The 25,870-nt window shown below is 68.4% G+C and carries 19 protein-coding genes, 1 tRNA gene and 4 pseudogenes; 9 read left to right on the top strand and 15 right to left on the bottom strand.

The genetic code is table 11. From position 1 onward, the window contains the following. Window positions 1-61: 61 nt before the first annotated feature. The 3 genes from B5557_RS21155 to B5557_RS21165 all read left to right on the top strand — a co-directional run bounded on the left by B5557_RS21155 (window position 62) and on the right by B5557_RS21165 (window position 4,637). Window positions 62-2,353, top strand: a complete 2,292-nt coding sequence (locus tag B5557_RS21155; RefSeq protein ID WP_079660948.1) for a (Fe-S)-binding protein — start codon at window positions 62-64, stop codon at window positions 2,351-2,353. A gap of 212 nt (window positions 2,354-2,565) precedes the next feature. Beyond that, window positions 2,566-3,618 carry a Yip1 family protein gene (locus tag B5557_RS21160; protein WP_079660949.1) on the top strand — a complete coding sequence of 351 codons (1,053 nt, stop codon included), beginning with the start codon at window positions 2,566-2,568 and terminating at the stop codon, window positions 3,616-3,618. A gap of 230 nt (window positions 3,619-3,848) precedes the next feature. Next, complete coding sequence (locus B5557_RS21165) at window positions 3,849-4,637, top strand: hypothetical protein (protein ID WP_231975984.1); 789 nt, start codon at window positions 3,849-3,851, stop codon at window positions 4,635-4,637. Window positions 4,638-4,676: 39 nt separating this feature from the next. Here the strand turns inward: B5557_RS21165 and B5557_RS21170 are convergent, their stop codons facing one another. Both B5557_RS21170 and dcd read right to left on the bottom strand, forming a co-directional pair. Continuing rightward, entirely contained in the window at window positions 4,677-5,186 is a 510-nt protein-coding gene (locus B5557_RS21170) for a phosphoribosyltransferase (protein ID WP_443031263.1), read from the bottom strand. A gap of 41 nt (window positions 5,187-5,227) precedes the next feature. Then, window positions 5,228-5,803, bottom strand: coding sequence for a dCTP deaminase (dcd, locus tag B5557_RS21175; protein WP_079660951.1), 576 nt, complete (start codon window positions 5,801-5,803; stop codon window positions 5,228-5,230). 670 nt (window positions 5,804-6,473) lie between these two features. Between dcd and B5557_RS21180 the strand changes: the two genes are divergently transcribed. Next, window positions 6,474-7,922, top strand: coding sequence for a M1 family metallopeptidase (locus B5557_RS21180; RefSeq protein ID WP_079660952.1), 1,449 nt, complete (start codon window positions 6,474-6,476; stop codon window positions 7,920-7,922). A 191-nt stretch (window positions 7,923-8,113) separates the two neighbouring features. Then, a tRNA-Gly gene (locus tag B5557_RS21185) sits at window positions 8,114-8,187 on the top strand. A 110-nt stretch (window positions 8,188-8,297) separates the two neighbouring features. On the opposite strand, the gene B5557_RS21190 is transcribed toward B5557_RS21185, so the two are convergent. The 4 genes from B5557_RS21190 to B5557_RS21200 form a co-directional block, all read right to left on the bottom strand. Continuing rightward, a complete protein-coding gene (locus B5557_RS21190; RefSeq protein WP_143688204.1) occupies window positions 8,298-8,555 on the bottom strand; it encodes a DUF6221 family protein in 258 nt (85 codons plus the stop codon). Window positions 8,556-8,559: 4 nt separating this feature from the next. After that, window positions 8,560-9,735 carry a tyrosine-type recombinase/integrase gene (locus tag B5557_RS21195; protein WP_079660954.1) on the bottom strand — a complete coding sequence of 392 codons (1,176 nt, stop codon included), beginning with the start codon at window positions 9,733-9,735 and terminating at the stop codon, window positions 8,560-8,562. A gap of 543 nt (window positions 9,736-10,278) precedes the next feature. After that, the gene (locus B5557_RS43780) at window positions 10,279-10,440 is read right to left on the bottom strand and encodes a hypothetical protein (RefSeq protein ID WP_159424408.1); all 162 of its coding nucleotides are present in this window, start codon (window positions 10,438-10,440) and stop codon (window positions 10,279-10,281) included. An 877-nt stretch (window positions 10,441-11,317) separates the two neighbouring features. Beyond that, window positions 11,318-11,755 (bottom strand): hypothetical protein, encoded by a 438-nt coding sequence (locus B5557_RS21200; RefSeq protein ID WP_159424409.1) that lies wholly within the window; start codon window positions 11,753-11,755, stop codon window positions 11,318-11,320. A 1,516-nt stretch (window positions 11,756-13,271) separates the two neighbouring features. Here B5557_RS21200 and B5557_RS46275 point away from each other — a divergent pair. Together B5557_RS46275 and B5557_RS46280 are read left to right on the top strand one after the other, a co-directional pair. Then, window positions 13,272-13,859: a DUF4145 domain-containing protein gene (locus B5557_RS46275; RefSeq protein ID WP_159424410.1), complete on the top strand. Its 588-nt coding sequence runs from the start codon at window positions 13,272-13,274 to the stop codon at window positions 13,857-13,859. Between the two features lie 334 nt (window positions 13,860-14,193). Next, a pseudogene (locus tag B5557_RS46280) lies at window positions 14,194-14,496 on the top strand (transposase); the annotation flags it as partial. A gap of 12 nt (window positions 14,497-14,508) precedes the next feature. On the opposite strand, the gene B5557_RS21220 reads toward B5557_RS46280, so the two are convergent. From B5557_RS21220 to B5557_RS21240, 5 genes and pseudogenes are all read right to left on the bottom strand, one after another. Then, window positions 14,509-16,521, bottom strand: a complete 2,013-nt coding sequence (locus B5557_RS21220) for a S9 family peptidase (RefSeq protein WP_079660958.1) — start codon at window positions 16,519-16,521, stop codon at window positions 14,509-14,511. Window positions 16,522-16,903: 382 nt separating this feature from the next. Continuing rightward, window positions 16,904-17,094, bottom strand: a pseudogene (locus B5557_RS45265) (transposase); the annotation flags it as partial. A 25-nt stretch (window positions 17,095-17,119) separates the two neighbouring features. Next, window positions 17,120-17,518 carry a type II toxin-antitoxin system VapC family toxin gene (locus B5557_RS21230; RefSeq protein WP_079660959.1) on the bottom strand — a complete coding sequence of 133 codons (399 nt, stop codon included), beginning with the start codon at window positions 17,516-17,518 and terminating at the stop codon, window positions 17,120-17,122. A gap of 284 nt (window positions 17,519-17,802) precedes the next feature. Next, window positions 17,803-18,699 carry a nuclear transport factor 2 family protein gene (locus B5557_RS21235; RefSeq protein ID WP_079660960.1) on the bottom strand — a complete coding sequence of 299 codons (897 nt, stop codon included), beginning with the start codon at window positions 18,697-18,699 and terminating at the stop codon, window positions 17,803-17,805. Between the two features lie 30 nt (window positions 18,700-18,729). After that, window positions 18,730-20,499, bottom strand: a complete 1,770-nt coding sequence (locus tag B5557_RS21240; protein WP_231975985.1) for a protein-arginine deiminase domain-containing protein — start codon at window positions 20,497-20,499, stop codon at window positions 18,730-18,732. 131 nt (window positions 20,500-20,630) lie between these two features. On the opposite strand from B5557_RS21240, the pseudogene B5557_RS46285 reads away from it, so the two are divergent. Next, window positions 20,631-20,925: pseudogene (locus B5557_RS46285) on the top strand (transposase); the annotation flags it as partial. A 499-nt stretch (window positions 20,926-21,424) separates the two neighbouring features. Then, window positions 21,425-23,131 carry an RICIN domain-containing protein gene (locus tag B5557_RS21250; RefSeq protein ID WP_079660963.1) on the top strand — a complete coding sequence of 569 codons (1,707 nt, stop codon included), beginning with the start codon at window positions 21,425-21,427 and terminating at the stop codon, window positions 23,129-23,131. Window positions 23,132-23,184: 53 nt separating this feature from the next. On the opposite strand, the pseudogene B5557_RS46290 reads toward B5557_RS21250, so the two are convergent. From B5557_RS46290 to B5557_RS21270, 4 genes and pseudogenes are all read right to left on the bottom strand, one after another. Then, a pseudogene (locus B5557_RS46290) lies at window positions 23,185-23,325 on the bottom strand (non-reducing end alpha-L-arabinofuranosidase family hydrolase); the annotation flags it as partial. Between the two features lie 65 nt (window positions 23,326-23,390). After that, window positions 23,391-24,176: a hypothetical protein gene (locus B5557_RS21260; protein WP_079660964.1), complete on the bottom strand. Its 786-nt coding sequence runs from the start codon at window positions 24,174-24,176 to the stop codon at window positions 23,391-23,393. Beyond that, window positions 24,173-24,703, bottom strand: coding sequence for a SigE family RNA polymerase sigma factor (locus B5557_RS21265; protein ID WP_079660965.1), 531 nt, complete (start codon window positions 24,701-24,703; stop codon window positions 24,173-24,175). Before B5557_RS21265 ends, B5557_RS21260 begins: the two co-directional genes overlap by 4 nt. A 424-nt stretch (window positions 24,704-25,127) precedes the next feature. After that, entirely contained in the window at window positions 25,128-25,841 is a 714-nt protein-coding gene (locus B5557_RS21270) for a TetR/AcrR family transcriptional regulator (RefSeq protein ID WP_079660966.1), read from the bottom strand. Window positions 25,842-25,870: the final 29 nt, after the last annotated feature.

Consider the following 25,870-nt stretch of genomic DNA (forward strand, 5'->3'; position numbering starts at 1 on the left):
GCATAAGTTACCGCTTAGTAATCTCCACCGAAGTCCCCTCGCAGGCCCGAGGAGCCCCGAAATGCAACTCGCCGCGATCATCGTGTCGCTGGTCCTGACCGTGGTCGGCGTCGCGCTCCTCGCACGCGCCATCGGTCAGTTCGTCCGGTACTTCAAGCTGGGCCAGCCGGTCCCCGCCGGAGCACGGACAGACAACCCCTACGCGCGCAGTGTGACGCTGGTACGGGAGTTCCTCGGCCACACGCGGATGAACCGCTGGGGCATCGTGGGCTTCGCCCACTGGTTCGTGGCGGTCGGCTTCCTGACGCTGCCGCCGACCCTCGCCCAGGCCTTCGGCCAGCTCTTCAAGGCCGACTGGACGCTGCCGGTCATCGGCGACTTCCTGCCGTTCGAGCTCTACATCGAGTTCATCGGCGTGATGACGATCCTGGGCATCGCCGTCCTGATGGTGATCCGCCTGCTGAGCCTGCCCTCGCGGGCCGGCCGCAAGTCCCGCTTCGCCGGCTCCAAGGCCGGCCAGGCCTACTTCGTCGAGTACGTCATCCTCACCATCGGCCTCGCGATCTACACACTGCGCGGCCTGGAGGGCGCACTGCACCACGTGGACCACTACGAGGCCGGGTACTTCGCCTCGTACCCGCTGGTCCTGGCCTTCAAGGGGCTGAGCGTCTCGGCGCTGCAGAACCTGGTCTACCTGGTCGCGATGATCAAGATCGGCACCTCGTTCGTCTGGATGATCGTGGTCTCGCTCAACACCAACATGGGCGTGGCCTGGCACCGCTTCCTGGCGTTCCCGAACATCTGGTTCAAGCGCAACGCGGACGGCGCCACCGCCCTGGGCGGCCTCCAGCCGATGACGTCCGGCGGCAAGCCGATCGACTTCACCGACCCCGGCGACGACGACGTCTTCGGCGTCTCCCAGGTCGAGCAGTTCTCCTGGAAGGGCCTGCTGGACTTCTCCACGTGCACCGAGTGCGGCCGCTGCCAGTCGCAGTGCCCCGCCTGGAACACCGGCAAGCCCCTCTCCCCCAAGCTGCTGATCATGTCCCTGCGGGACCACGCCCACGCCAAGGCCCCCTACCTGCTGGCCGGCGGCGGCAAGACGACGGAGGGCGAGGAGAAGGCGTCCGAGGAGCAGCTGGCCGGGGTGCCCGCCGCCGCTCTCGCGGAGGCCGAGCGGCCCCTCATCGGCACCGCCGAGGAGAACGGCGTCATCGACCCGGACGTCCTGTGGTCCTGCACCACCTGCGGCGCCTGCGTCGAGCAGTGCCCGGTGGACATCGAGCACGTCGACCACATCGTCGACATGCGCCGCTACCAGGTGATGATCGAGAGCGCGTTCCCCTCCGAGGCGGGCACGATGCTCAAGAACCTGGAGAAGAAGGGCAACCCCTGGGGCCTGGCCAAGAAGCAGCGCCTGGAGTGGCTCAAGGAGGTCGAGTTCGAGGTCCCGGTCGTCGGCAAGGACATCGAGGACCTGACCGAGGTCGAGTACCTGTACTGGGTCGGCTGCGCGGGCGCGCTGGAAGACCGCGCGAAGAAGACCACCAAGGCGTTCGCCGAGCTGTTGCACATCGCGGGCGTCAAGTTCGCGATCATGGGCGGCGACGAGAAGTGCACCGGTGACTCCGCCCGCCGCCTCGGCAACGAGCCGCTGTTCCAGGAACTCGGCATGGAGAACGTCGCCGCGCTGAACATGGCCTTCGGCGAGGAGACGGACGACGAGGGCAACGTCACGCCCGAGTCGAAGAAGCCGAAGTCGGCGAAGAAGATCGTCGCGACCTGCCCGCACTGCCTCAACACCATCGGCAACGAATACCCGCAGCTCGGCGGCGACTACGAGGTCATCCACCACACCCAGCTGCTCCAGCACCTGGTGGACGAGGGCAAGCTGATCCCGGTCACCCCGGTCGAGGGCATCATCACCTACCACGACCCCTGCTACCTGGGCCGCCACAACAAGATCTACACGCCTCCGCGCGAGATCATCGCCAATGTCCCGGGCCTCAGGAACGAGGAGATGCACCGCCACAAGGAGCGTGGCTTCTGCTGCGGCGCTGGCGGCGCGCGGATGTGGATGGAGGAGCGGATCGGCAAGCGCATCAACAACGAGCGCGTCGACGAGGCTCTCTCGCTGAACCCGGACATCGTCTCCACCGCCTGCCCGTTCTGCCTCGTCATGCTGACCGACTCGGTCAACGGCAAGAAGAACGAGGGCAAGGCCAAGGAGTCCATCCAGGTCGTGGACGTCTCCCAGCTGCTCCTGGAGTCGGTCAAGACCCCGGTCGACGACGAGCCCCCGGCCGGCGAGACCGACGCCGAGAGCGAGCCTGAGCCGCAGCCGGTGAAGTAGCGGGTATCGACGCCCCCGTGTCCCACCCGGACGCGGGGGCGTCGCGCTCCCCTGAAGAGCCGCCCCGAAGAACCGCCCCGAAGAACCGCCCTGAAGAACCCCTGACGCCAACCCCGTTGCTCCCCTTAGGGGATGTCACAGCTCGGCAGCAAAGCCGTGTGCGAACGGTGGGCCGGGCACACCACTCTGCAGGACCAGGTACGTTCGAAGGCGTGGCTGGATTCAGGATCGGACGCGGCGGCCGGGACAACCGGGCCCCGCAAGCGCGACCGCAACACCCTCCGTACGGGCAGCAGGCGCCCCAGAGCCCCTCGCGGCCCTCGGGCCCGTCGACGCCCTCGGGACCCTCGGGACCCTCGTACGGCTACCCGTCGGCCCAGCAGCCGTACCCGCAGCAGCGTCCGCAGTACGGCGGCCAGGGCGCGGGCGGCGGCCAGTGGCCGCAGGCCAACGGCGGCGGCTACGGCGGCCAGAGCGGCGACGAGCCGGAGTACTTCGGCGGCGACGCCCCGTACGGCGCGCCGCGCGGGCCGCGCGGACCGGGCGGCCCTGCCGGTGGTGGCGCTGGTAACGCCGGTGGTCCGGCGGGCGCCCCGTACGACCCGTACGCGGCGAACAACCCGGGCCACACCCAGGCCTTCTCGATCGACGACCACAACCAGTACGACCAGTACAACCAGGGTGGTACGTACCACGCGGGCTCGGCTCCCGCCGGCCCCATCGGTCCGCGCCTGCACTGGAAGGAACTGCTGAAGGGCGTCGTCCTCGCCCCCCAGCAGACCTTCCTGCAGATGCGGGACTACACGATGTGGGGCCCCGCCCTCGTCGTCACCTTCCTCTACGGCCTGCTCGCGGTCTTCGGCTTCGACAGCGCGCGCAAGGACGCGATCAACGCGACGCTCTCCAACGCGATCCCGATCGTCCTGACCACGGCCGTGGCGATGGTGCTGAGCTCCTTCGTGCTGGGCGTCGTCACGCACACGCTGGCCCGTCAGCTCGGCGGCGACGGCGCATGGCAGCCGACGGTCGGCCTCTCCATGCTGATCATGTCCCTCACGGACGCCCCGCGCCTGGTCGTCGCGATGTTCTTCGGCGGCGACGCGTCGTTCGTCCAACTGCTGGGCTGGGCGACCTGGGTGGCGGGCGGCGCCCTCCTGACGATGATGGTCGCCCGCTCGCACGACCTCCCGTGGCCGAAGGCGCTGGGCGCGTCCTCGATCCAGCTGATCGCCCTGCTGTCGATCGTGAAGCTGGGGACGTTCTAGCCCGCACCCGGCGGCCACACGCAAGGGCACTGGAACAGGCCTAAGGACCCTCGGCGGATCGCCGGGGGTCCTTTCGCGTCCAGTCACCCCAAGCGACACGTCACGCCAAGTCGTACGTCACATATGCCGCATGTCGGACCGTATCGACTACAGAGCGTCAGATAATGTGACTCACCTTGGACCTCCCCCTTCAGGAGTACTTAGGAGTACGCGTGAAAGCTCGCTTTGGCGTGAGACGGGGAACGGTGCTCGTGGCCGCCCTGCTGGTCGCCGTCATCGCCGCGTTCCTTCCGGGATCGGCCTCCGCCGGCACGGACGACAACCGAGACCACCCGGACCACTGGGGCATCATCACCCGCAACACGATCGGCTCTCCCGTCGCGGAACTCCGCAACGGGCCGTACGGCTCGTTCGGCGTGACCGGCACCGCCGCGAGGCCGCCGTACGGGCGGGGAAGCCTCGGCATCGAGGTGGCGGGCAGGTCGTTGAATCCCCCTCTGACCCCGGAGGTGAACGAGCAGGTCGACTTCGGCAACGAGGTGAACTTCTACGGAAAATCGCTGCTGGGGCTGCGCCGAGTCGGTTTCCACGTGTTCCAGACGCAGCAGAACGTCGACCACGGCGGCCCGACGAACATGCCGAACATCAGGTTCGAGATCGACCCGAACCTGAACGCCACCGACGACTACTCCACGCTGGTGTGGCTGCCGGGCCCGTCTCCCGTGACGAACAGCTGGAGCCCGTTCCTCGACGCCACGCGCAGCGGCGGCTGGTTCCTCACGGACAACACGGGCACCCTGACCGGCTGCACCCTTGCCACGCCGTGCACCTTCACCGCGCTGAAGGCGGCGTTCACGTCCCGCAACGCCAAGCCGACCGTCAACACGGTCTCCGTGGGCAAGGGCGGCCTGGACGTGAGCCGCGACTTCATGTGGATCGGCGCGGTCGACGGCCTCCGCCTCAACGACCACGTCTACGACTTCGAGCGCAGCGGCGTCACGGCGCGCAAAGTGCCATGACGCCGTGCGGAGGAAGGTACGCGGCGGGGCCGGAACGCGTCAGACCGCTTCCCTGGAGGGCGTGACAGCCTCCCCCGCCTTACGCACGACGGGCAGGACACTCCACGGAAAGTTGATCCAGTCGTCGGTTCGCTTCCACACGTACTCGCACTTCACGAGCGAGTGCGACTTCTCGTAGATGACGGCGCTGCGTACCTCGGCGACGGTGTCCAGGCAGAAGTCGCGGACCAGCTTGAGCGTCTTGCCCGTGTCGGCGACGTCGTCGGTGATGAGGACCTTCTTGTCCGAGAAGTCGATGACGTTCGGAACGGGCGCGAGCATGACGGGCATCTCGAGGGTGGTGCCCACGCCGGTGTAGAACTCGACGTTGACCAGATGAAGATTTTTGCAGTCGAGGGCGTACGCCAGCCCGCCGGCGACGAAGACGCCGCCGCGGGCGATGCTGAGGACTATGTCGGGTGCGTACCCGTCGTCGGCGATGGTCTGCGCGAGCTCGCGGACGGCTGTCCCGAACTGCTCGTAGGTGAGATTCTCCCGAGCCACGTCCACGTTCACTGACTCCGCGCCCTCTGTCCCTCCCACGCCGGCGCTCACACCTGGGTCCGATGGAAGTTCATGAAGGACCGGGAGGCCGTCGGCCCGCGCTGGCCCTGGTACCGGGATCCGTACCGCTCACTGCCGTACGGGGACTCAGCCGGCGAGCTGAGTTTGAACATGCACAGCTGGCCGATCTTCATGCCGGGCCAGAGCTTGATCGGCAGGGTGGCGAGGTTGGACAGCTCCAGGGTCACGTGCCCGGAGAACCCTGGGTCGATGAACCCGGCGGTGGAGTGGGTGACCAGCCCGAGCCGCCCGAGGGAACTCTTCCCCTCCAGCCGCGAGGCAAGATCGTCGGGCAGCGTGATGACCTCGTAGGTCGAGGCGAGCACGAACTCCCCGGGGTGGAGGATGAACGGCTCGTCGCCCTCGGGCTCCACGAGCCGGGTCAGGTCGGCCTGCTCGACGGACGGGTCGATGTGCGGGTACCGGTGGTTCTCGAACACCCGGAAGTACCGGTCGAGCCGGACATCGATGCTCGACGGCTGCACCATGGTTTCGTCGTAGGGATCGATCCGGACCCGTCCGGCGTCGATCTCGGCCCGGATGTCCTTGTCTGAGAGAAGCACGTCCCGAGGATACGCAAGGCGCGCGGAGCCGCCACAATCGGACGACTCCACGCGCCAGGCCCCTCGTGTCGTTCTGTCGCTACCGCTTCTCGAGAGTCACCGGCACGGCGTTCCGCAACCGCGCGCACCGAGGACATCGGACGAGCCGCCCGGGACCGAGCCGGTCCGCCTGCTGCATCGGAAACGAAGCGGTGCTGAACACGTGCCCATCGGCACAACGGACGACGGTGCGCTCCATCAAGTCCTAGAGTCCCTTCCCCAAGAGCCCCGTCCGGCTGCTTCCACCGGACAACGAAAGCCACATTACGGGACGAACGGGATGACTCTGCAGGCGGCACTCCGACCCCGCCCGACCCCTCTTCGGCTCCCCCACCGTACGCCCCAACTCCGGCCCCTCGCACCCGGATCGCTCCCCTCGACACCCGCCGGGCATCCGCTGGGCGGCCGCGCGATACGGCCGGATTCGACCCTTCGAATAGCTTTGAATTGCTTGCGCCCCTGAACGCCTCTTGGAGAAGCTGGGACCGCTTCAGGCGTGATATCCCGCCACCGATCCGGTCCACTCGCAGATCATCCCGCTGAGAGGCCTAGCCCTGTCATGCCCATGCTCATACCCATACCCATACATATACGTTGGCCCATTTCCATACGACCCTCTCGCCGAGCCCTGATGGCCGCCGTCACCGCGGCAGCCATCTCCTCCGCCACGCTCACCGGCGGCTCGATCGCCCGGGCGGCCGACGGAACGCCCGTCCCGTCCCCCGGTGCGGCCGGGCTCGGCGACCCGCTCTTCCCGCTCGACGGCAACGGCGGCTACACCGTGCGCCACTACACCCTCGACTTCGACTGGCAGGCGCCCAAGACGCCGTTCGCGGCGAAAACGACCATCGAGGCCATCTCCACCCAGGCGTTGTCCCGCTTCAACCTCGACTTCGCCGGCAACACCCTCACGTCGGTGTCGGTGGACGGCTCCCCGGCGGACGCCGTCCGCGAGGGCGACGAACTCGTCGTCACCCCCCGTTCGGCCATCACGAAGAGCGCGGCGTTCACCGTCACGGTGACCTACACGGCCGACCCCACCCAGATACGGCACCGCGACGACGCCATCGAGGACTACGGCTGGATCCCCACGCCCGACGGCACCGTGCTCTATCCGCAGCCCAACGGCGCCAAAATGATCTTCCCGGCGAACGACCACCCCAGTCTGCGCGCGCCGTTCACCTTCCGGATCAGCACACCGAACGACCTGACCGCCGTGGCCAACGGCCGACTCCAGTCCCGCGAGAAGCGCCCCGAAGGCCGGGTCCGCTGGACGTACCAGTCCGGACAGCCCATCGCCCCGCAGCTGGTGCAACTGGGCATCGGCAAGTTCACCACGGACGACCACACCGGCCCCGGCGGCCTGCCTGTCCGCGACTACGTGCCCGATGGCCTCGCCGCACCCACCAAGGCCTACCGCGACCTCACCGCCCAGCACCTCGCCTGGCTCGAACAGCGCCTGGGCCCCTACCCGTTCAACCGCTACGGCATCCTGGTCGGCGACACCGACCTCGGGGTGGCGCTGGAGACCCAGACCCTGTCCCTGGTCCCGAAGGCCGATCTCCTCGGCACCCAGGTCGACGCCGAGCGCAATCTGGTGCACGAGCTGACCCACCAGTGGTTCGGCGACAGCGTCGCCATCCGCACCTGGTCGGACCTGTGGCTGAGCGAGGGATACGCCCGCTTCTACGAGCGCCTGTACTCGGAGTCGCACGGCGGCAGCAGCTTCGAGGCCGCCATGAAGACGGCGTACGAGAATCACAACCTGTGGCGACGGGACTACGGAGCCCCCGCCGAGCCCACCGAACCCAACCTCTTCAAGCGCATGCGCTACGACGGCTCGGCGCTGGTGCTGTACGCGCTGTGCGAGAAGGTCGGAGAGGCCGCCTTCGACAGGATCTCGCGGGCCTGGATCACCCAGTACCGCGGGAGGACCGCCGGCACGGCCGACTACATCAAGCTGGCGTCCAAGGTCTCGGGCCAGGACCTGACCCCGTTCCTCACCCCATGGCTCTACGGCCCCACCACCCCCGCAATGCCCAACCACCCCGACTGGGTGGCAGCCCCGGCAACCGATTGAGCCCCCGGGGACGGCGTCACCCGAGCGGCAGAGCAACAGAGCAACCGAACACAGGGAGGCAATCCGCCCCCGACCAACCGATCATCTCTGAACGGCAGTCGACGCCTCAGCCCCCGGGCTTCAGCGCCCGGGGCCTGGCATGGGGTAGAGTGACGGAGCGTTCCGACACCGGTCACCGACCGGCGCCATACGCGGGTGTAGTTTAATGGTAGAACATCAGCTTCCCAAGCTGAGAGCGCGAGTTCGATTCTCGTCACCCGCTCCATGCGAAACCCCCAGGTCATGGACCTGGGGGTTGTTTGTTGTCTAGACCGGTGTGGAGGCTACGCACCACAACCGCACCACTAGGGCCCGCAGCCTCCCCCTTTCTGACCTCTAGGGTCGCCACTCCTCGCGGTAGTCAGAATGCTCTGCGTACGACTGAGCGAGGACGCGAAGCGCGTACCCAAGACCGGCAATGCGCGAGTCCGTGGAATCCATCACCTTGAAGTCCCGCGCCAGCATGTCGATCAAGTCGAGCATCGGCAGATGACTGTCGAGGAGGGCCTCGCCACCGAAGGTGTGAGCCACGTAGGCATGGGCGTGGTTGTCCTCCTCGTTGCGCGCACGGAGGAACTTCAGAAGGTCGTCCATGAACTCATGCTCGCGCGCTGTCTGCGTCGCCACCAACCTGCTTGGCCCTCTCCCTACTGTGGTGCTTCGCACGCTCAGCGCGGACCAGGTCATCGAGCCCGGCGGCGACGTCGCCCTGCCGCTCCTCGTCGGAGTGCTGATAGATCAGCGCGGCCTTCTCGGATGACTGGCCAGCGCAAACCATCGTGTCCTTGAGGGTCGCGCCCGAACGGGTCGAGAGCGTGTGTCCGGTGTGCCGAAGGTCGTAGAAGCGGAAGCCGTCCGGAAGGCCGACGACAGCACGGGCCCGCCGCCATTTGCGGCCGAAGGACGTGCGCCGGAAGGGGGCGCCCTTCTCGCCGACGAAGAGCAGGCCCCCGGGCTCCTTCTCGGCGAACCAGGCGAGGTGCTGCTTCACCTCCTTGTGGAGGGAGGCCGGGAGGGCGACGGCACGGACGCCCGCGTCGGATTTGGTCTCGCCGGGGGCCCTCTTGCCGTTGGTCCGCTCAGGCTCGGCAACGCGGACGCGGATCACCAGGTTGTCGAGGTCGACGTCCCGGCGGCGGAGGCCGGCCAGCTCCTCGGGGCGCATCGGGCCATACGCGCCGAGGCAGACCATGAGGCGCCAGCGGATACCGATGGCTTCGGCCAAAGCGTCGACCTGGGCGACGGTGGCGATGCGCCGTTCAGCGGCGGACTCCTTGCCCGCGCCCTTGATCCGGCACGGGTTGCGGGTGATCAGGTCATCGTCGACAGCGGTCTCAAGGATGCCTTTCAGGAGGCGGTACGACTTGGCGACGGTGGTTTTCGCTTTGGTGGTGCGGAGGCGCTCAGCCCGCCATTCACGGACGCGGGGAGCGGTGATCTCGTCCAGGTCGAGCGTCCCGAAGGCAGGGAGGATGTGCAGCCGAAGGAGGTGCTTGTACAGGTCCTCAGAACGAACAGCCAGCTCCCGTTCCTCGACCCGCTTCTCGGCGTAGACGCCGAAGTTGACCGCGCCGGCGTCGGGAGCGCGCCAGTCCCCGCGACTGAGGTCTGCCTCAACCTGGGACAGCCAGATCTCCGCATCTTTCTTCGTGTCGAAAGGCTCTTCCGCACGGATGCGGTTGCCGTCGGGCCCGAGGTACGACGCCGTCCACTTGCCGGACCGGTACTGCCTCACCGCTCCGAAGCGGCGACGCCTCCCCTTCTTGTTAGCCATCAGGCAGCCCTCCGAAGCGTGTTGCGGCGGAGCCTGATGGGCTCGACCGTGCGGGACTGTACGAACTCCTCGACCGCGCTCTCGGGGATGCGCACGTGTCGGCCGACCTTCAAGCGGGTGCGGCTTGACGTGGGCCTGTACCGTGAGCGCCGCAGACCTCGGTAAGGATTGAGCGGGTGCCCATGCAGGCGATCAGACGCGTCGTTGCTGGCGTTCTCCTGCTCTGCGGTGCGTTGCTTGGTGCGCGGGAACTTCAGCGCCAGGCTTCCAGTCGCAGCGGGAAGAAAAGCCTCATGGCGCTTGCGTTCGCCCTCTGTGCTGCTGGCGTGCTGATCAGCCAGGCATAGCGGAACTCCTCGTAGCCGAACCGAGGCGGCCGGGGTTCCGCAAGGAAGGGGTATTCGTGCTCCCTGCGTGCCCGGTCAGATGGCGAGCGACGGGGAACGTCGGCAAGTCGCCCTGAAACGCGCAGGTCACCGTCTTACCAGGTCAGGGCACACTCGCATACGCGATCTTCCAAAGTAGGGCTCTACGCGCCGACGATCAGCCTGGCTGGAGTCGTCCCGTCGCGGTGAGGGTGGCCGACGCCGTCCACCAGTCGCGTGGTCCGCACGGATCGTGCGTGGTGTGGTGCACGAGCCGCACCAGGATGTTGGTCCGGAGCACCTGCTGCCCGGCCTGGTCCGCGGTGAGGTTGATTGTCACAATGCGGCGTGGGTCGGTACCGGGCGGAGTCGGGACGTACAGGCGTGCTCCGACTTCCCCGGCTGGGCGCGACACGCAGTGAGTGTCGGCGCAGGCTCGCACTGCCGACTGCGGGTGCGAGCGCGTCCACGCCGAGACGTCTAGCTGGACGGAGGGAACCGCCGACACCGCCGAGGCCGCGCACACCGTCGGCTGGGTGGTACACCCAGCAACCGCACCGATCATGACCGTGCTGACCCCAAGCAGTCGGACCATGCTGAATCGTGTCGCAACCGGCCCTGTGAAACGAGGACTCATACCCGTTAGACCTTGCTGCACCGATTTTGGTTGCCGCCGTAGCAACAACCTCATGGAGCGGGCTTCCGAGCGGAGCCGGGGCCGTGGAAGAGCACTCAACCGTGACCAACGTTGACAGTCGCCAACAGCTCAACGGCTTCAGAGTGTTGATCCATTACGTCGCCGCAGGTCGCACGAGATCGGTTGTGGCTGTACAGCAGCGAAGTACAGCAACTACCGCGACCGCAACCGACCGGCACGAGCCCCGGACGCCCGGCTGACCAGCCGAGCAGACCTCAGCGACCGCCCCGCCCGTAGTTCGCATCGAGGGGCAGGGTGAGTGTCTAACTGCGTGACAACGTCCACGAACAGCGGCGAACAAGCGCGAACGTCTGCGGACCATCAGCGCAGGTGAGAGCAACGCCAGCCCAGGGCACCACCCCCGCCCAAGTTGCTTCGGGACGAAGAGGTCCCCTGCCCGAGTCGGCCCCGGGAACCCAAGTGCAGCTCGGTTCCCGGGGCGGTTCCCTCTCCCCACCCCGGAGTGTCGGCCGCACGCTGTACCGGCAGGTTAGGAAGATCGCCGTCGTCGAAGGGTCGGTCAGCGCCCGTAGATGTGACCTCGCACCAACGGGTCGTGCTCCAGGACGAAGTCCGAGACCTGCCAGAAATCCGCCAGGCGTGAATGCTGCAAGGCGGCTTCTCGGTCGAGCTTGCGACCGAAGAGCGGGCCGTCAGGGTGCGCAAGGCCTGCCGTAACAAGGGTGGATGCGGGCTCGTCCTGGCCGGCGACCGGCCCCACCCGACATGCGAACGAGACGTGGTCGTCCCACTGGTCGGACCCGACGCCCCACATGCCGAAGATCACGTCTATCCACGCGTCGTGATCCCGGTCCTTGTGGTGGTAGCAGTTTGCGAAGTACACCGCGTAGGGCACGCCGTCGGCGTAGACGTAGTTCCAGGCTCGCTCGATGGGGGCTTGGCAGCAGTCGCACTGGAATTCGCGGGTCTGCCGGTCAGGGCCGAAGGTCAGTGACATGAGGGACATGATGAGGCAGAGGTCAGGTGCTGGAAGACCAGGGTCGGCAGTGCCCCGTGGGATGGTTCCTGAGGAGGCACTCAGCAACTGTGGACTATCCGTGGACTGGTCCGGCCTGATCTGTCGTGGGCAGGACCATGACCTGCTGCAATGCCCGGGTGCCAAGCGGCCTCCGGAGCCGTGTGCCGCTGGCGTCGCTTCCCGGACGCAGCTGAGGTGTCGATCTGTGACAGCACGTCGTGGGCGGCTGTGCCCCGTTTCGCTGAAACGGTCGGTTCATGGGCCAACCTGATGTAGACCTGCTTGACCGAGCGTAACGGCGCTTAGGTCAAGCAGGGGGCTGGGGATAGAGATGCGTGGAAGGGAACTGCCGTACCCGGACGGGTTCGGCCAAGAGGACGCGGCGCAGTGGATGAAGGAGTGCTATGCCGATGAGGGTGTTGATCGCTCTGGCGAGCCTGCGGTGCTAGTGCGCGCGAGTGCTCCAGCCAGCCGTGAAGTGTTCCACGGCGACGAGCAGTGCGGGCTCATTGTCGGCGAAGGCAGGCAGTTGGATGACGCCAGCTGGATGCTGCTAGGTGACGCGCAGGCGGTGGGTTATCGACCTTGCGAGCGCTGCGGTTCCCCCGAGAGGTAGGAAGATGTGACCAGCGCAGATCGGCCTAAACCGCGCCGTAGCGATGCCAAGCGCGCCCAAGACCAGCGCCGCCGTGAGCGCATGCGGAGCAACGGGGGCGTCGAGCAGTACACAGTGGGAGAGATCGGTGCACGCGATGACTGGATCTGCGGTCTGTGCCGAGATCCAGTAGGTCAGGCCTATCAGCACCCGGACCCGCGGTCCCCGAGTATCGACCACGTTCGCGTCGTCGCGGTTGGCGGCAGTGACACGCGCGACAACGTGCGCCTCACACACTGGGGCTGCAACCATGAACGCAACGCCAGTACCCCGCTGGGGACTGTCGAGGAGGCCGAGATGCAGCGCGCTGCCCTCCTCCGGATCCCCGCGCTCCGGGACTTTGCAGAGACTCTCAGGGCAGAGGACATGCTTCGCCGATCCCAGGCCTCCCACTCACCCGAGAGGTATCGAGCCAAGTTGGCGCGCCGAGTGGAGCGCTACGAGCGCGAAGGACGCTGACCGCATACGCATCTACGAAGTCGCGTGCCACAACCAGCTAGAGCCCGGAGTCAGTCACGGTTAACGAGGGTGGCTGACGGAGTTTCTCGCGTCCGCTAGCTCGATCAACGAAGTTGCAGGTCAACTGTCCTACGTTCCAAGGTTGTCGGGGGTACACAGCGGGTGGACCGATCCCGAAGACGCTGCGTGTTGAACTGCCCGACGTGAGCCGTCGTTCTCAAGCGCCGTCCTATTCGTCAGTGCCTGTTACGCCAAACTCACGGTTGATGAGCAGCGCCTCCGCTAGCTTCGGAGTGTGACTCTTGAGCTGCCTCATCCGACGGCACCGGTCGTCGTCCACTGCCCTGAGTGCGATAAGCCAGTAGCGGAAGGGCCCTGGTCGTGACCCAGGACGATGACCTCGAAGGACGCTGGTCTGACCCCGTACGGGTCTACCCACCTACGGGTGGTCAGCTCAGCTTCAGCGTTCCGAGCAAGCTGCGCGACGAGTGTGAAGAAGCTCGCCGTTGCTTCACCAGCAAGTCCTTCACTGCTACGGCTGTCATGGTCCGACGGGTCCTCGAAGGTCTCTGCCACGACCAAGGAGCGACCGCGAAGCCACTGATAAATGCGCTCAAGCAACTCGCGGCCGACGGGAAGCTTGATGGTCGCTTGCTTGAGTGGGCCCAGGAGTTGCGAGGTCTCGGTAACCACGGAGCGCACCACACCGGCATACCGGTACAGAGGCAGGATGCACATGATGCTCTGCTGCTCACAGAAGCAATCTTGAACTACGTATACGCCCTCCCCATGCAGTTCGAGGCATTCCGGCGGCGCAGGGCAGGTGAGCCTCCGTTGCTCCCGCCGGCCCTCGCAAGCATCCAGGTGCAGCAAGCTCCTTCGGCCGAAGCGGTGTTCCCCGGCGATGGGCCGAGCGCCTGCACCACAAGCGCACCAGATACAGCGGGGAGCAGCGGGGAACCACGGTGAAAGCATGCCGGCCCGGTTAGACGGTTCTGCAGCCATCCGCCGAGGTGAGCGCCCGAACGGGCCCCAGATGACCGCAGCTTCCCAAGCTGAGAGCGCGAGTTCGATTCTCGTCACCCGCTCCATGACTAAGGCCCAGGTCAGAGACCTGGGCCTTGTCTGTTGTCTAGTCCAATTCGAGTGCCACTTGCCCTTCGCGTGCCAAGTCGGCAGGTAGTGGCTGCACCCCAGAAGCACGGCTGCCGCCGTCGGCACGGACCGGAAAGCGACACCATGCCAGCGGCGAGCAGTACCACGAGGCGAGCGCCCACAAACGCAGAGATCCCGCCCGATCGAAATGATCGGACGGGTACAACTGCCGGACTCTGGAAGCCCGCTGCTCGCGGCCCCGCCGAACCGGCCGCCGACGACAGCAGCCGCCCCACGCCCCGCCGGCCACACGTTCGTCGGCGTGGAACCGTCCCACCACGCCGTCGACATCGCCACCCGCGTGCCCCGGCAGTACACCGGCGTCGCAGGCGAGGTCACCAACTGCCGGGCCGGGGTGTCGCTGCACCTGGCGTCCGCCAACGCGTCGGCCGCGGTGAACCGGCGTCCGTTCCTGCCCAAAAGCAGGGATCCCGCCTCGTCGAAGGCCGACGCCCGCCCGCGGTCACAGCAGTCCGGGCCGCTGCCACTCGGCACCGAGGACGTGGTGGTCGAGGAAGTTCAGGAACGCCTCGTACCAGACCTGGATGTGGCCCGGGGAGAGGATCCAGTGGTTCTCGTCCGGGAAGTACAGGTACTTCGCAGGCACCTCGAACCGCTGCAGATCCTGGAAGAGCGCGGCGCCCTGGCCGACCGGCACGCGGTAGTCCTTCGCGCCGTGGATGACCAGCATCGGCGTACGGATCTTCGCGGCGTCCAGGTACGGGGAGTGCGCCTCGTACCGCTCGGGCCGGGTCACCGGGTCCCCGAAGATGCACTGGAAGTACCAGGGCGCGTCGGTGTCGCCCTGGAAGGACCGCAGGTCCCACAGGCCCGCGTGACTCACGATCGCCTTGAACCGATCGGTGCTCGTGGCGACCCGGTTGGCCATGTAGCCGCCGTAGGAGCCGCCCCCGAGCGCGGTGCGCGCGGCATCGATGTCGTCACGGGCCTCGGTTGCGTCGGTCAGCGCCATCACGTCCGTGTACGGGACCCCGCCCCACTGCCCCCAGCCGCGCCGGTGGCCCTGCTGACCGTAGCCGGTCGACAGGGCCGGGTCGGGCAGCAGCACCGCGTAGCCGCGGGCCGCGAACGGCCACGGGTTCCACCGCCAGGTCCAGCCGTTCCAGCTGCCCTGCGGCCCGCCGTGCACGGCGACGAGCAGCGGCGCGGGGTTCTCGGCCGACGCGCCCTCGGGCAGCACGAGCCAGCCGCGCAGCCGGTACCCGTCCGCCGCGTTGGCGTGCACCTCGGTGAGGGTGCCCGGCAGCGCGTCGAACGCACCGGGGGCGGGCAGCTCGACCGGCGTCTGGTCGGCGACGCCGGCCTCGAACCTGACCGGCCGCGGCGGCGAGTCGATCGCGTTGCGCAGCGCGTACAGCGTCCGCCCTTCGGGGGCCACGCAGAGCGAGCCGTACGCGCCCGAGGCGGTGAGCCGGGTCACGGCGCCGTCCGCGTCCCGCCGGAAGACGGGCGCGTGCCCCTCCACATCGGCCACGAAGAAGAGGGCGTCGTCGACCGGCGAACAGACGGCGCCGACGGGCCAGTTGTCGAACCCGGGCAGCAGATCGACGGCCTCGCCGCCGTCCACGCCGACCCGGACGAGCGTCATGTCCATCGACTCGTCGTAAGTCGGCCACGTCATCCGCGAGCACACGACCGCCGAGCCGTCGTGCGTGAACACCGGCGCCTCGTAGAGGTGCTCCACATCGCCCAGGACGAAGACCTCCTCGCCGGTGGCCGCGTCTGCCACCACCACGGCGGTGCGGTTCTCGGCGGGCACCCGGCCGGGTACGAACCGGGTGTAGGCCACTCGCGTCCCGTCGGGCGACAGCGCCACGTCCCCGGGGTGCTCGAGGCCGACGCCCTGCCCGCCGGCATCGACCACGGCGCCCTCGGCCCCCGCGCGCACGAAGGTGTGCTGTTCCTCGGGGCCGAGATCGCGGTCCCAGGCGCGGGTCGGCCCGGCCTCGTACAGGATCGCGGTGACCTTCGCGTCCTTGCGCGCCGTGCGCAGCTTGCCGTGTGCGTCGGCGTCGGCGGCCCCGGGCAGCAGCCCGGCGGTGTGGGCCAGCGCGCCGGAGTCCCGGGCGACGGTGAACGCGGTGATCCCGCCCGGGTGCCGGGCCACGACGGCGGCCTCACCACGCCCGGGCAGCGCCCACAGCGCGGCGCCCTCGTGCTTGTCCTCCTCACTGTCGTCCTCGCGTTCCGACAGGAAGTACAGCACCCCGTCCGGGCCGAACGCGGGCCCGGACTCGCCCTTCCCCGACCGGGTCAGGCGCAGCGCCTCGCGCTCCCCGGCCGGATCGATCTCCCACAGCCCGGACACGAACCTGGTCCGGTCCTCCGACAACGTCTGCACGGCGGCGACGAGACGGCCACCGTCGGCGGACAGCGCAAGGGAGTTGACGCGAGGCTGGGCGAGGAACGCGGGCAGGTCGTGGAAGGCGGTCGTGCCACCGGGGATCGCAGACATGCGGACGATTCTTGCTCGCGAAGGAGGCGGTGAACAGCGGATTGCGGGCGCCGCCCGCCAGGGGTGCCTGCCGCCCGTCCGGCGAAACGCAGAGATCCCGCCCGATCGAAGTGATCGGACGGGATCCCGTCAACCGCCTACGAGCTGACTCGTGAACGGCGCTGGAGCGGTGGCCGATCTGATCGGCTCGTTGAACGAGACGAACTCCGGGCGCGGGCGGATGGTGCCAACCTCTGCATCCCGGGCACTTCCGCGAACGGTGGCAGCCTGGACGCACGCCACATGCTCACAGAGGCAGCGATACCGTCGATCAGGGACACGGACTTCGTCCGCTTCGTGCGGGCCGACTTCCCTTTGACGCGGGCTCCGGCGGCGGGTCGGTCCGGGCGCCGGCCCCATGCTGTTGAGCACGCACGATGGCGGAGTCCACCGCGATGTCCCAGTCGACCTCCCTCGCGGCATCGGCCGCGGCTTGCACCTGCTGCAGCAAGCGTTCCCAGGTGCCGTCGGCCGACCAGAGCCGATGGCGTTCAAGACCGTCTTCCACGGCCCGAACCGCTCCGGCAGATCCCGTCACAGGTCCTTCAAGCGCCTCGGCTCAGACCTTCTCCGAACTCACGCGTGGGTGCTCGGCGGTGAGCAGCCCGATGTCTTCCACATCGGAAGTCAGGATCGTCACCCGGCCGGGATGCTGCAGGGCGGTCGCGCACAGCATGGCGTCGATGGCGTACTTGTGGCCGTGCAGCCCCGCTGCGCGCAGCAAAGCGCCGGCGGATTGCGCGACGGCCTGGGTCACCGGCTCGACACTCAGGCGGGACAGGGCCCACTTCAGTGCGGCATCGTTGATCTTCGGGTGGATCACCTCGACCAGCACGGCGACTGAGGTGATCACTGGCAGGTCCGCGTCGCGAGCCGCCGTCAGCCACTCGTGGATTTCCCGATCACGCTGTACGGCCTTCGCCAGGCACTCGCTGTCCAGGACCAGGGCACCGCTCACGTGGCTGCTCCGGCATGTGAAGCGCCACCGGTCAGCCGGGCACGCTTGGCCGCCACGGCCTCGGGGTCGGCCGGGCCGTGCACCTTGTCGAAGTCCGCGATCAGCTCGTCCGGCCGCCGGACTGGCGGTGTCGGCCTGCGGAGCGCCGGTAAGACCAGAATCCGTTCTGGCACAGCGCGAAGAAACAGGAAGCCACGGATTCCCGACCGAACCGCGTGCCGCGTAGCGGCACAGCAACCAGTCACGGAAGGCCAGAATCCTCGGGCTTCAGCCCGAGGAGCAAGTCAATGCCCGTCGGCGACGACGTCCCAGTGCTCGGTGATCTTTCCGTCGACCACGCGGAAGAGGTCCACGACGACGTAGTCGGAGCTGAAGACCCACACCAGGTCCCCGTCGGCGAGGGTGTTGCCGAACCGGGTCCCGCCGCCTCCGGTACTGCTGGGCGAGGGGGCGTCCTGCGTGTTCTGCTCGAAGAACTGCTTCAGCGGAGCCGTTCCGTTCGGGGCCGCCGGGTTGTGCTGGTAGTACCGCGGGTTCCAGCTCTTGTCGATCACGGTCGCGTCACCGTCGGAGAGCTTGCGGTACGCGTCGACCGCGAACTTCCGGTTCTTCTCCTCCTGCTCCTCGGACAGGGTCGGTGCCCCGTTCGGGTACCGGTACACGTCGCTGAACAGCGAGTTCCCGCTGGCCGTCTTGGCCGGCACGGTCTGCGTGATGCCCCAGTGCTCGACCAGCTTGCCGTTGTCGACCCGGAACAGGTCGGCCTGGGCCTCGCCCGTCGCCTCGTTCGCCGGGGTGGCCGACGCCTGCCAGTGCACGGCCACCAGGTCACCGTCGGCTGCCACGTGCTTGACGGTCGCCACCGCACCGGGGATCTTCGCCTTGACGTCCTTGAACTGCTTGACCTGCCCGTCGGCTCCACCGGGCACCGACTTGTCGTGCTGCACGTAGTCGGTCGCGACGAGTTCCTTCACCACGTCGGTCTTGTCCTTGTTGAACGCCTCCGAGTACAGGCGCAGAACGAGCGCCTTGTTCCGCTCCTCGGAGGCCGACGCCGAGCGGGCCGCGGCGGACGTCGTCGACGAGGCGGCCGGGTCGTTGCCGGACGTGCTGCTGCAGGCGGTCGCGAAGCAGGCCAAGGCCACGGCAGCGAGCCAGGGCAGGGTCTTGCGGTATCTCACTTGAGTCTCCTGTGTACGGTCAGTCCGGTTCTACTTGGGGGAGTTGAACCAGGGGGTGCCGGCGGCGCGGATCGTGTTGGTGCCGCAGTGCACCTCACCGGCGGAGACGTGGTGGGTACGCCAGTCGTCCAGGTAGCGCACCCGCATGCCGACCTTGGCGTACGCCTTGGTCACCGCCTGGGCGAGGATGTCCTTACCGCCGATGACCGGGCCCCACGGCTTGGGGGAGACATACGTGGTGGGGGTCAGCACGACGCCGTTGACGGCACCGGGGTGGTAGGCGATGACCGGACGGTCCTGCGCTCCGGGGGAGCCACCGAAGCCACCCTCGAACATCGCCGGGATCTTCACGATCTCGGCGTCCGTGACGCCGGTCTCGCGCTTCAGCAGCGCCAGGTTCTCCTTGATCTTCCGGGCCGCGTAGGCGTTGTCCTTCAGCAACTGCCGGTCGGCCAGGGCCTGGTCGATCGTGGGGACGCGGCCCCAGGCGTAGGAGCGGGGGATGGAGAACACCTTCGTGTGGCCGTGCCCGTCGCGTTGGGCCTTGCGCAGCAGGGCGAGCGCGCCCTCCGGGTCGGCGATGCCGATCTTCCAGCCGCGCGGGGTGTCGGCGGGCAGGAACTGCACGAACTCGTCCACGTGGCCGACACCGAGCCATCCGGTGTCGAGCACCAGGGGGTCCTGCGCCTGCTGGGCCTTGAGGAAGGCCGTGTGCGCGGGCAGCCGGGAGCCGTGCCTGCCGGTGATGATCCGGCCCGCCGGGTAGGACGTGCCGTTGTGTGTGTACGGCGGGATGGTCTCCAGGTTGCCCGTGGAGTTGATCTGGCCGTCGTACCGGCCCTTGTTGATCTGTACGGCGCCGACACCGGGCCCGCGCAGCTCGAAGACCTGCTTGCCGGCGTCACGGTCCATCTGCGCGGAGCGGATCATCACGCGCAGGACACGCGGTTTACCGCCGGGGCCGGGCATGCTGACATAGCCGGGCTCGATGAAGTCCTGCGCCCAGATGTCCGAGCCGTCCTTGAACATGTACGTCGGCTTGGTGATACCGGCCTTGCGCACTTCCCTGGCGAACTCTCGGGCGAACTTCCGCTGGTTGCGGTCATCGCGGTTGCCGTCCACGACCAGCGCCTGCTCGACGCGCTGAAGATGGTGCTGCGTCAGGACCGGGGCGGCACGCAGCATCACCTCGTCCGTGGAGGTGCGGCCGCCGTCGGTGACGGTGAACCGGACGGTGATCCGGCCGTCCCAGTCCTCCCGTATGACGTCCCGCCCGTCCAGACCGAGCCGGAGCCCGGCACGCAGTTCGGCGGCGGTGACTTGGGTGCCGGCGGTGACGTAGGTCCAGGCGTCGCCGCGCTTGAGGAACAGCCGCACCTTGGACCTGCCAGGGCCGACCAGTTGGAGGGTGCCGGTGGCTGCGTCCGAGACGTTGCCGACCGGGACGGTGCGCAGCGGCGCCAGGTACTCGGGCGCCCGCACGACGTCGCTCTGGGCGTCGTTGCAGGCCTCAAGTTGAGCATTGGACAGCCAGCGGCCGTCCGGCGTCCTGGTCTTGCAACGCCGTAATTTGTCACCGAGGTTCGGCAGGAAGATCGCGCCCCGCCCGCTGTTCCACGTCGTCTTGCCCGCGACATCGGAATCCCCGGTGACATCGACCGTGCCGTCACGGTTCACATCGGCACGGATGTCCGCCCGTACGGCCCCCGTGCCCGCAGCCGTGGCCGCCGACACAGTGCCGGAGACGGCCGCCAGGGCGATCGCCAACGCTGTCGCGGTCCTGACCCTCACTCTGTTCATTCCCGTACTCCTCATCGGGTGGTGACCTGCACCGCCATCCCATCTCGACCCCATGAGGCATTCACTCCGCCTACCAGCGAGACCACCCCCGCCGACAGGCCGGACTCCGGTCATCCGAAAGTTGTACTCGTGACGGGCGGCGCAAGTCCTTCCAGGCCATGGGCTCGCCGCTGCCGGACGGCAGCGAGCAGAACCTGCACCAGTTCGTGAACCGGTCCACCTGAGCTCCGATGCCGGTGCGCCGGCGGATCGCCGAGGGGGCTGGTGCCGTGGATGGGCCCGGGCGCCCGGACGGTCGATCACATGCCGTTCCCGAAGGACGGCAGGATGTCGGTCGGCGTCGCCCGCCAGTGCCGCGGTGCGCTGGGCAAGCAGGCCGACTGCCAGGTCGCGGTCAGTGTGCACGCGGTCCCCGACGCGGCCTCGGGGTGGGTGTCCGAGGTACCGGACACCCACCCCTACCGCATCATGCGGCTTACTGCGTGACCTTCTCGACGGTCACGTCGCCCACACCCACGGTCGTGGCGCGCGCGTTCACCAGCCGTCCGAAAGCCCGGGCCGAGGGAACGGAAGAATCGTGGTTGTGCGGCGTCGGGCGCCCTGGCCCCTCCACCACCTGGATCGGCTGGGCGTACGAACGGGAAGCGGTCGAGGCGAAAAAAATCTGTGGCTCTTCGCGGCAACCTTTTCGGCCTCTCGGACCACTCAGTGTTGTCCGGCCAAGTGGTCCGGTCAGATGCAACGGCTGAGAGAGAGCACAGGCGTGTCCCTGGAACGAGAGCACAGACATGTCCCCGGCCCACCCACGTCATCGGTGGCGTCCCGCGTCGGCGGCCACCGTGCCGACGGCGGCGCGCGCGGTGGCCGTCCGAAGCATCGTGGCCGTCGGTTGCTCGCGCGTCGGGGTCTCTGGGCGGGTATCGCCATGGTGGTCGTTGCCGGCTCGGCTGTCGTGGTCAGCCAGGCTTCGGCACAGCAAAAGACCCTGGATCTGAAGAAGTGGTACGTGCTGGTCAACCGCAACAGCGGCAAGGTGCTGGACGACCGCGCCTACGCCACGAAGGACGGCGCGGCGGTGGTGCAGTGGAGCCGTCACGGCGGCGCCAACCAGCAGTGGCGGTTCATCGACGCGGGTGACGGGTACTACCGGCTGCAGAACCGGAACTCCGGCAAGGTGCTGGACGACCTCGGCTGGTCCAAGACCGCCGGCTCCGCTCTCGTGCAGTGGAAAGACCTGAACGGCACCAACCAGCAGTTCAAACTGGCCAAGTCGCCGGACGGCTACGTGCGTTTGGTCAATCGCTTCAGTGGCATGGCTGTCGATGTCCGAAACGCCGCCAAGGCCGACGGGAGCGGCGTCGTCCAGAACCGCGACCGGGGCGGCGCCGATCAGCAGTGGCAACTCGTCCCGGCCGGGAGTGTCGGCGGCGCCGGTACGCCCACCGCGCCGAGCGGCGGCGTTCCCGCAAGCCCGACTCCGAGCGGCACGCGACCGGCGCCTTCGGCTTCGCCTTCGTCTTCGTCTTCGTCGCCCGCGGGCGGTGGCGGCAGCTCGACGAAGCGGTTCATGGGCAGTGACAAGGTGGTCATCGGCGGCTCGATGACCGACGCCTCGGCGACCGCCGCGCCGTTCGACGCGCGCTACGCCTATGTGCACAGCCAGCCCGCGCCCTCGTCGGACTACTACACGGCAGCGAAGTGCAAGGACGGGTGGTCGAGCTGGTGGGGCTGCTGGAACGGCAGCACCACGGCGCCCGGCACGTACGTGACCTGGCGGGACGAGGTGGCGTCCCAGGCGACGTACAAGGGCAGCCCGCGTCCGCAGAAGATGCTCTGGACCTGGTACTCGTTGCGCGACCTCGGCGATGCGGCGGGCGAGGGCGACGGTCCGGGCGAGGTCAAGGCCATCAACCGGGTCGACCTGCTCACCCGGTACCTGAACGACTACCGTTTCTTCCTCCAGAAGATCGGCACGTCGCACGACGCGATCGACATCGAGCCCGACTTCTGGGGCTACGTCCGGTCGCTCGGCGATCCGCACAAGGTTGCCGCGCAGGTCTCGGCCGCAAATCCGAAGGATTGCGGATCGCAGGAGAACAGCGCCGCCGGACTCTCCCGCTGCCTGATCTCGATGGCCCACAAGTACGCGCCGAACACCGCCGCGGGGCTCCACCTCACCTGCTGGGACTGGGAGACCAACACACAGGCTTGCGTCAAGGACTACGCGAAGCTCGGGGCGCAGGACGCCGACTTCCTGGCCACCGATGTGTCGGACCGCGACGCAGGCTGGTACGCACAGCCGGCCCACGGCGGCAGTGACCACTTCTGGACCGACCAGAAGGCCGCCGCCACGCTGCAGTTCTACAAGACGATGGCCGAGTCCGTGGGCAAGCCCGTGGTCCTGTGGCAGATCCCCGTGGGCAACATGGCACAGAACAACACCCTCAACCACTACAAGGACGACAAGGTGGACTGGTTCTTCGCGCACATGAACCAGGTCGCGAACGCCCATGTCGCCGGCCTGTTCTTCGGTCCAGGGCAGCAGGAACAGACCACGGTCGAGTCCGACGGCGGAAACCTGATCCGTAAGACGATCGCCTATCACAACTCGGGCGGTACAGCACTCAAGTAGGCGAAGCTGACGAATGCGCCCTCATCTCTTCGATGGGGGCGCTTTTCGTCATCTTCGATCGGGCCGGTGCCGGACTCGGTGCGGGGGATGCTGCCGGTGAACAGCGGCTGCGGCGCGGACCAGCCGTTGGGGTTGGTGGGGTCGCTCGACGTGCGGTAGACGAAGGGCGACGCGCCCCGCTGGGACGCCAGCACCTACGGCCGCCGTCGCCTCCCCCGCCCGGTTCCACGGCGACCTGCCGGCCACCGCACAGCCGCGTTCACCGCGTCGGGGCGAACCCTCCCCGGACCGACGCGGAGCCGCCCGAACCCTGTGCGTCGACGCGGTAGCCGTCGCCCGTGGCCTTGCGCACGCCGGGGCCGTTGTTGAACTGCGCGGCGAACTCATGGCTCCCGGCCGGCACGGTCAGGCCCGGCTTGAGGACCCAGCGGTAGACCAGCGCGCCGCCGGCCTCCTGGACGGTGAGGGTGAAGTCATCACCCGGCAGGGTCTGCCAGGTGCCGGTGTTCTTCGCCCCGCCGGTCTGCACGATCCGGATCTCGACCGTGAGCGCGGTGAGCGGCTGGGTCGTCTTGAGGACGAGGTCGCTCTGCGTCCAGTAGACGGTGCTCTTCGCATCCAGCGAGCCGGCCGACCGCAGCGGCCCGTTCTGGCTCTCGCCGGCGGTCGGCGAGGGACTGGTGGCCGGCGGAGTCGGGCGCGAGCTGCCCGGGGTGGTGGCCGGGGGCGGCGAGACCGGGGTGGGGCGGGCCGAGGTCGGGGGCGGGGAGCTGACGGCCGGGGGCAGGCCGGCGGGCGTGGTCACGGTGGGCGACGGCGACGGCTTCGCGACGATGGCGGCGACGGCGAGGCCGCCGGTCGTCAGGATGCCGGCGGCGGCGAGCCCGGCGAGGGCGACCCTGGTGCCGGACCGCGCGAACGGTCGCGCGCGGTGCCGGACGGCGGGGCCGGCCATGCCGCGTTCCACCCGGGCCAGCATCCGCGCGCGGTCGGGCCGGTGGGCCTCGGCGGCCTCGCGCAGCCGACGGGCGATTTCCTCGTTCACCGGTTCCTCCTCCCTGGCACCAGGTCCCCGGCCGCGTGTGCGCCCAGGAGCTTTTCCAGCTCGGCCATTCCCTTCGAGGTCTGGCTCTTCACCGTTCCGACCGATATGCCCAGCGCCGCCGCCGTGTCCTTCTCCGACAGGTCGAGGGCGTGCCGCAGCACCACGCAGGCGCGCTTGCGGTACGGCAGCCGGGCGAGCGCCGCGCGGACGTCCAGCACGGCCGCCGCGTCGGGCCCCTCCACCTTCTCGGGGCTGCGGGACCAGAACAGCGTGATCCGGCGTCGCTCCCGCACCGCGCTGCGGATCCGCCCCCGCGCCAGGTTGGCCACCACACCACGGGCGTAGGCGAGCGGGTGGTCGGCCTGCCGCAACCGGTCCCAGCGCTGCCACAGGGCGACCAGGGCATCCGCCGCGAGGTCGTCCGCCGCGTCGGCCTCGCCGGTCAGGAGGTGGGCCAGACGGGCGAGCTCGGCATAGTGGCGTTCGAAGAATTCGTGGAACTCCGCGGACGCGTCATCGAGGACCATCCCCCGGGTCGCCCTCTCCTGGCAATGACGTACGTATTGGTTGCACGTTTAACATTGGTTGCACGTTTAACAACGGGGGCGCAACCTGACAGGGCCCAGCCCGGGACCCGAACGGCGCTCGTGCTCGGTTGCGGGCCGGTGAAGGCTGACCAGTCCGCGCCTGCGCCACGGTTTCGGCGCGGCGTGCTTCGTGCCCTCATGCCCGTCCATCCAGTAGTTCGACTCGGCCTTCCGGCTCCCAGTTGCCGCAGAGGACGAGAAGGTTGCCGCCCCGACGCTGTTTTCTCGGCGACCGGTGCACGGCACGCGGCGAACGGAACCAGTGGTTCGCCCGCCGCCTCGACATCGCCGAGCGCACGGTGCGGGCGCACACCGCCGGCATCGTGCCTCGTGTGCGCGCCGTAAGGACCCGGTGCGCTGCGGCTCAGGTGGGGCGGGCCTCGCGCTCCGACTTCGCCCGGACCGTGTCGATGACCGCTTGGACGGCCGTCACGAAGTTCTGGGGGTCGTCCAGGCCCACGAACCGTGGTGCGACCCGCGCGATGTTGGGGTACTTGTCGGGCGGCAGCGTGAGGTAGTCGGTCTTCCAGGCGTGCAGATCGGCGTCCCGGAGCTCCGGGGACAGCGCGGCCAGGCTCGCGTCCATGGCGCTGTAGGCCAGCACCAGGTCGGCGAAGACCCGGTAGTAGCGGGCGGCTTCGGCGTCGTCGAGGCCGGCCCGGCGCATGCAGTCCAGTTTGCGTTCCACGGACCGGAACTCGTTCTCCCGCCGGGCGGTGCGCGCGGCAGCCAGGGCCCCCACCCGGGGATGGCGGAGAAACGCCTCGTGGATGTGGATCGCGATCTCCATGAGGTCGTGGGCCCAGTCGTCCGTGGGCGGCGGAGTGTTGGCCAGGGCCTCCGCGTGCAGGGCGTCGATGAGTGCCAGCAGCAGTTCGTCCTTGTTGCGGAAGTGCCGGTAGATCGCCGTCGGATGGGCGGACAGCTCACGGCCGAGGGCCTGGAACGTCAGCTTCTCCATACCGGAGGAGTCCGCGACCCGGAACGCCGCCTGGACGATCAGCTCCTGGCTCAGGGTGCCTCGCGGCAGCCGGCTCCGGCTCGCCCTCTTGGTCGTCCTGGCACTGCTGTCGGTCATGCTTCCTTCCCCACGTCGATCGCTCCCAT

It is taken from the genome of Streptomyces sp. 3214.6 (assembly GCF_900129855.1).
Classification (GTDB): Bacteria; Actinomycetota; Actinomycetes; order Streptomycetales; family Streptomycetaceae; genus Streptomyces; species Streptomyces soliscabiei.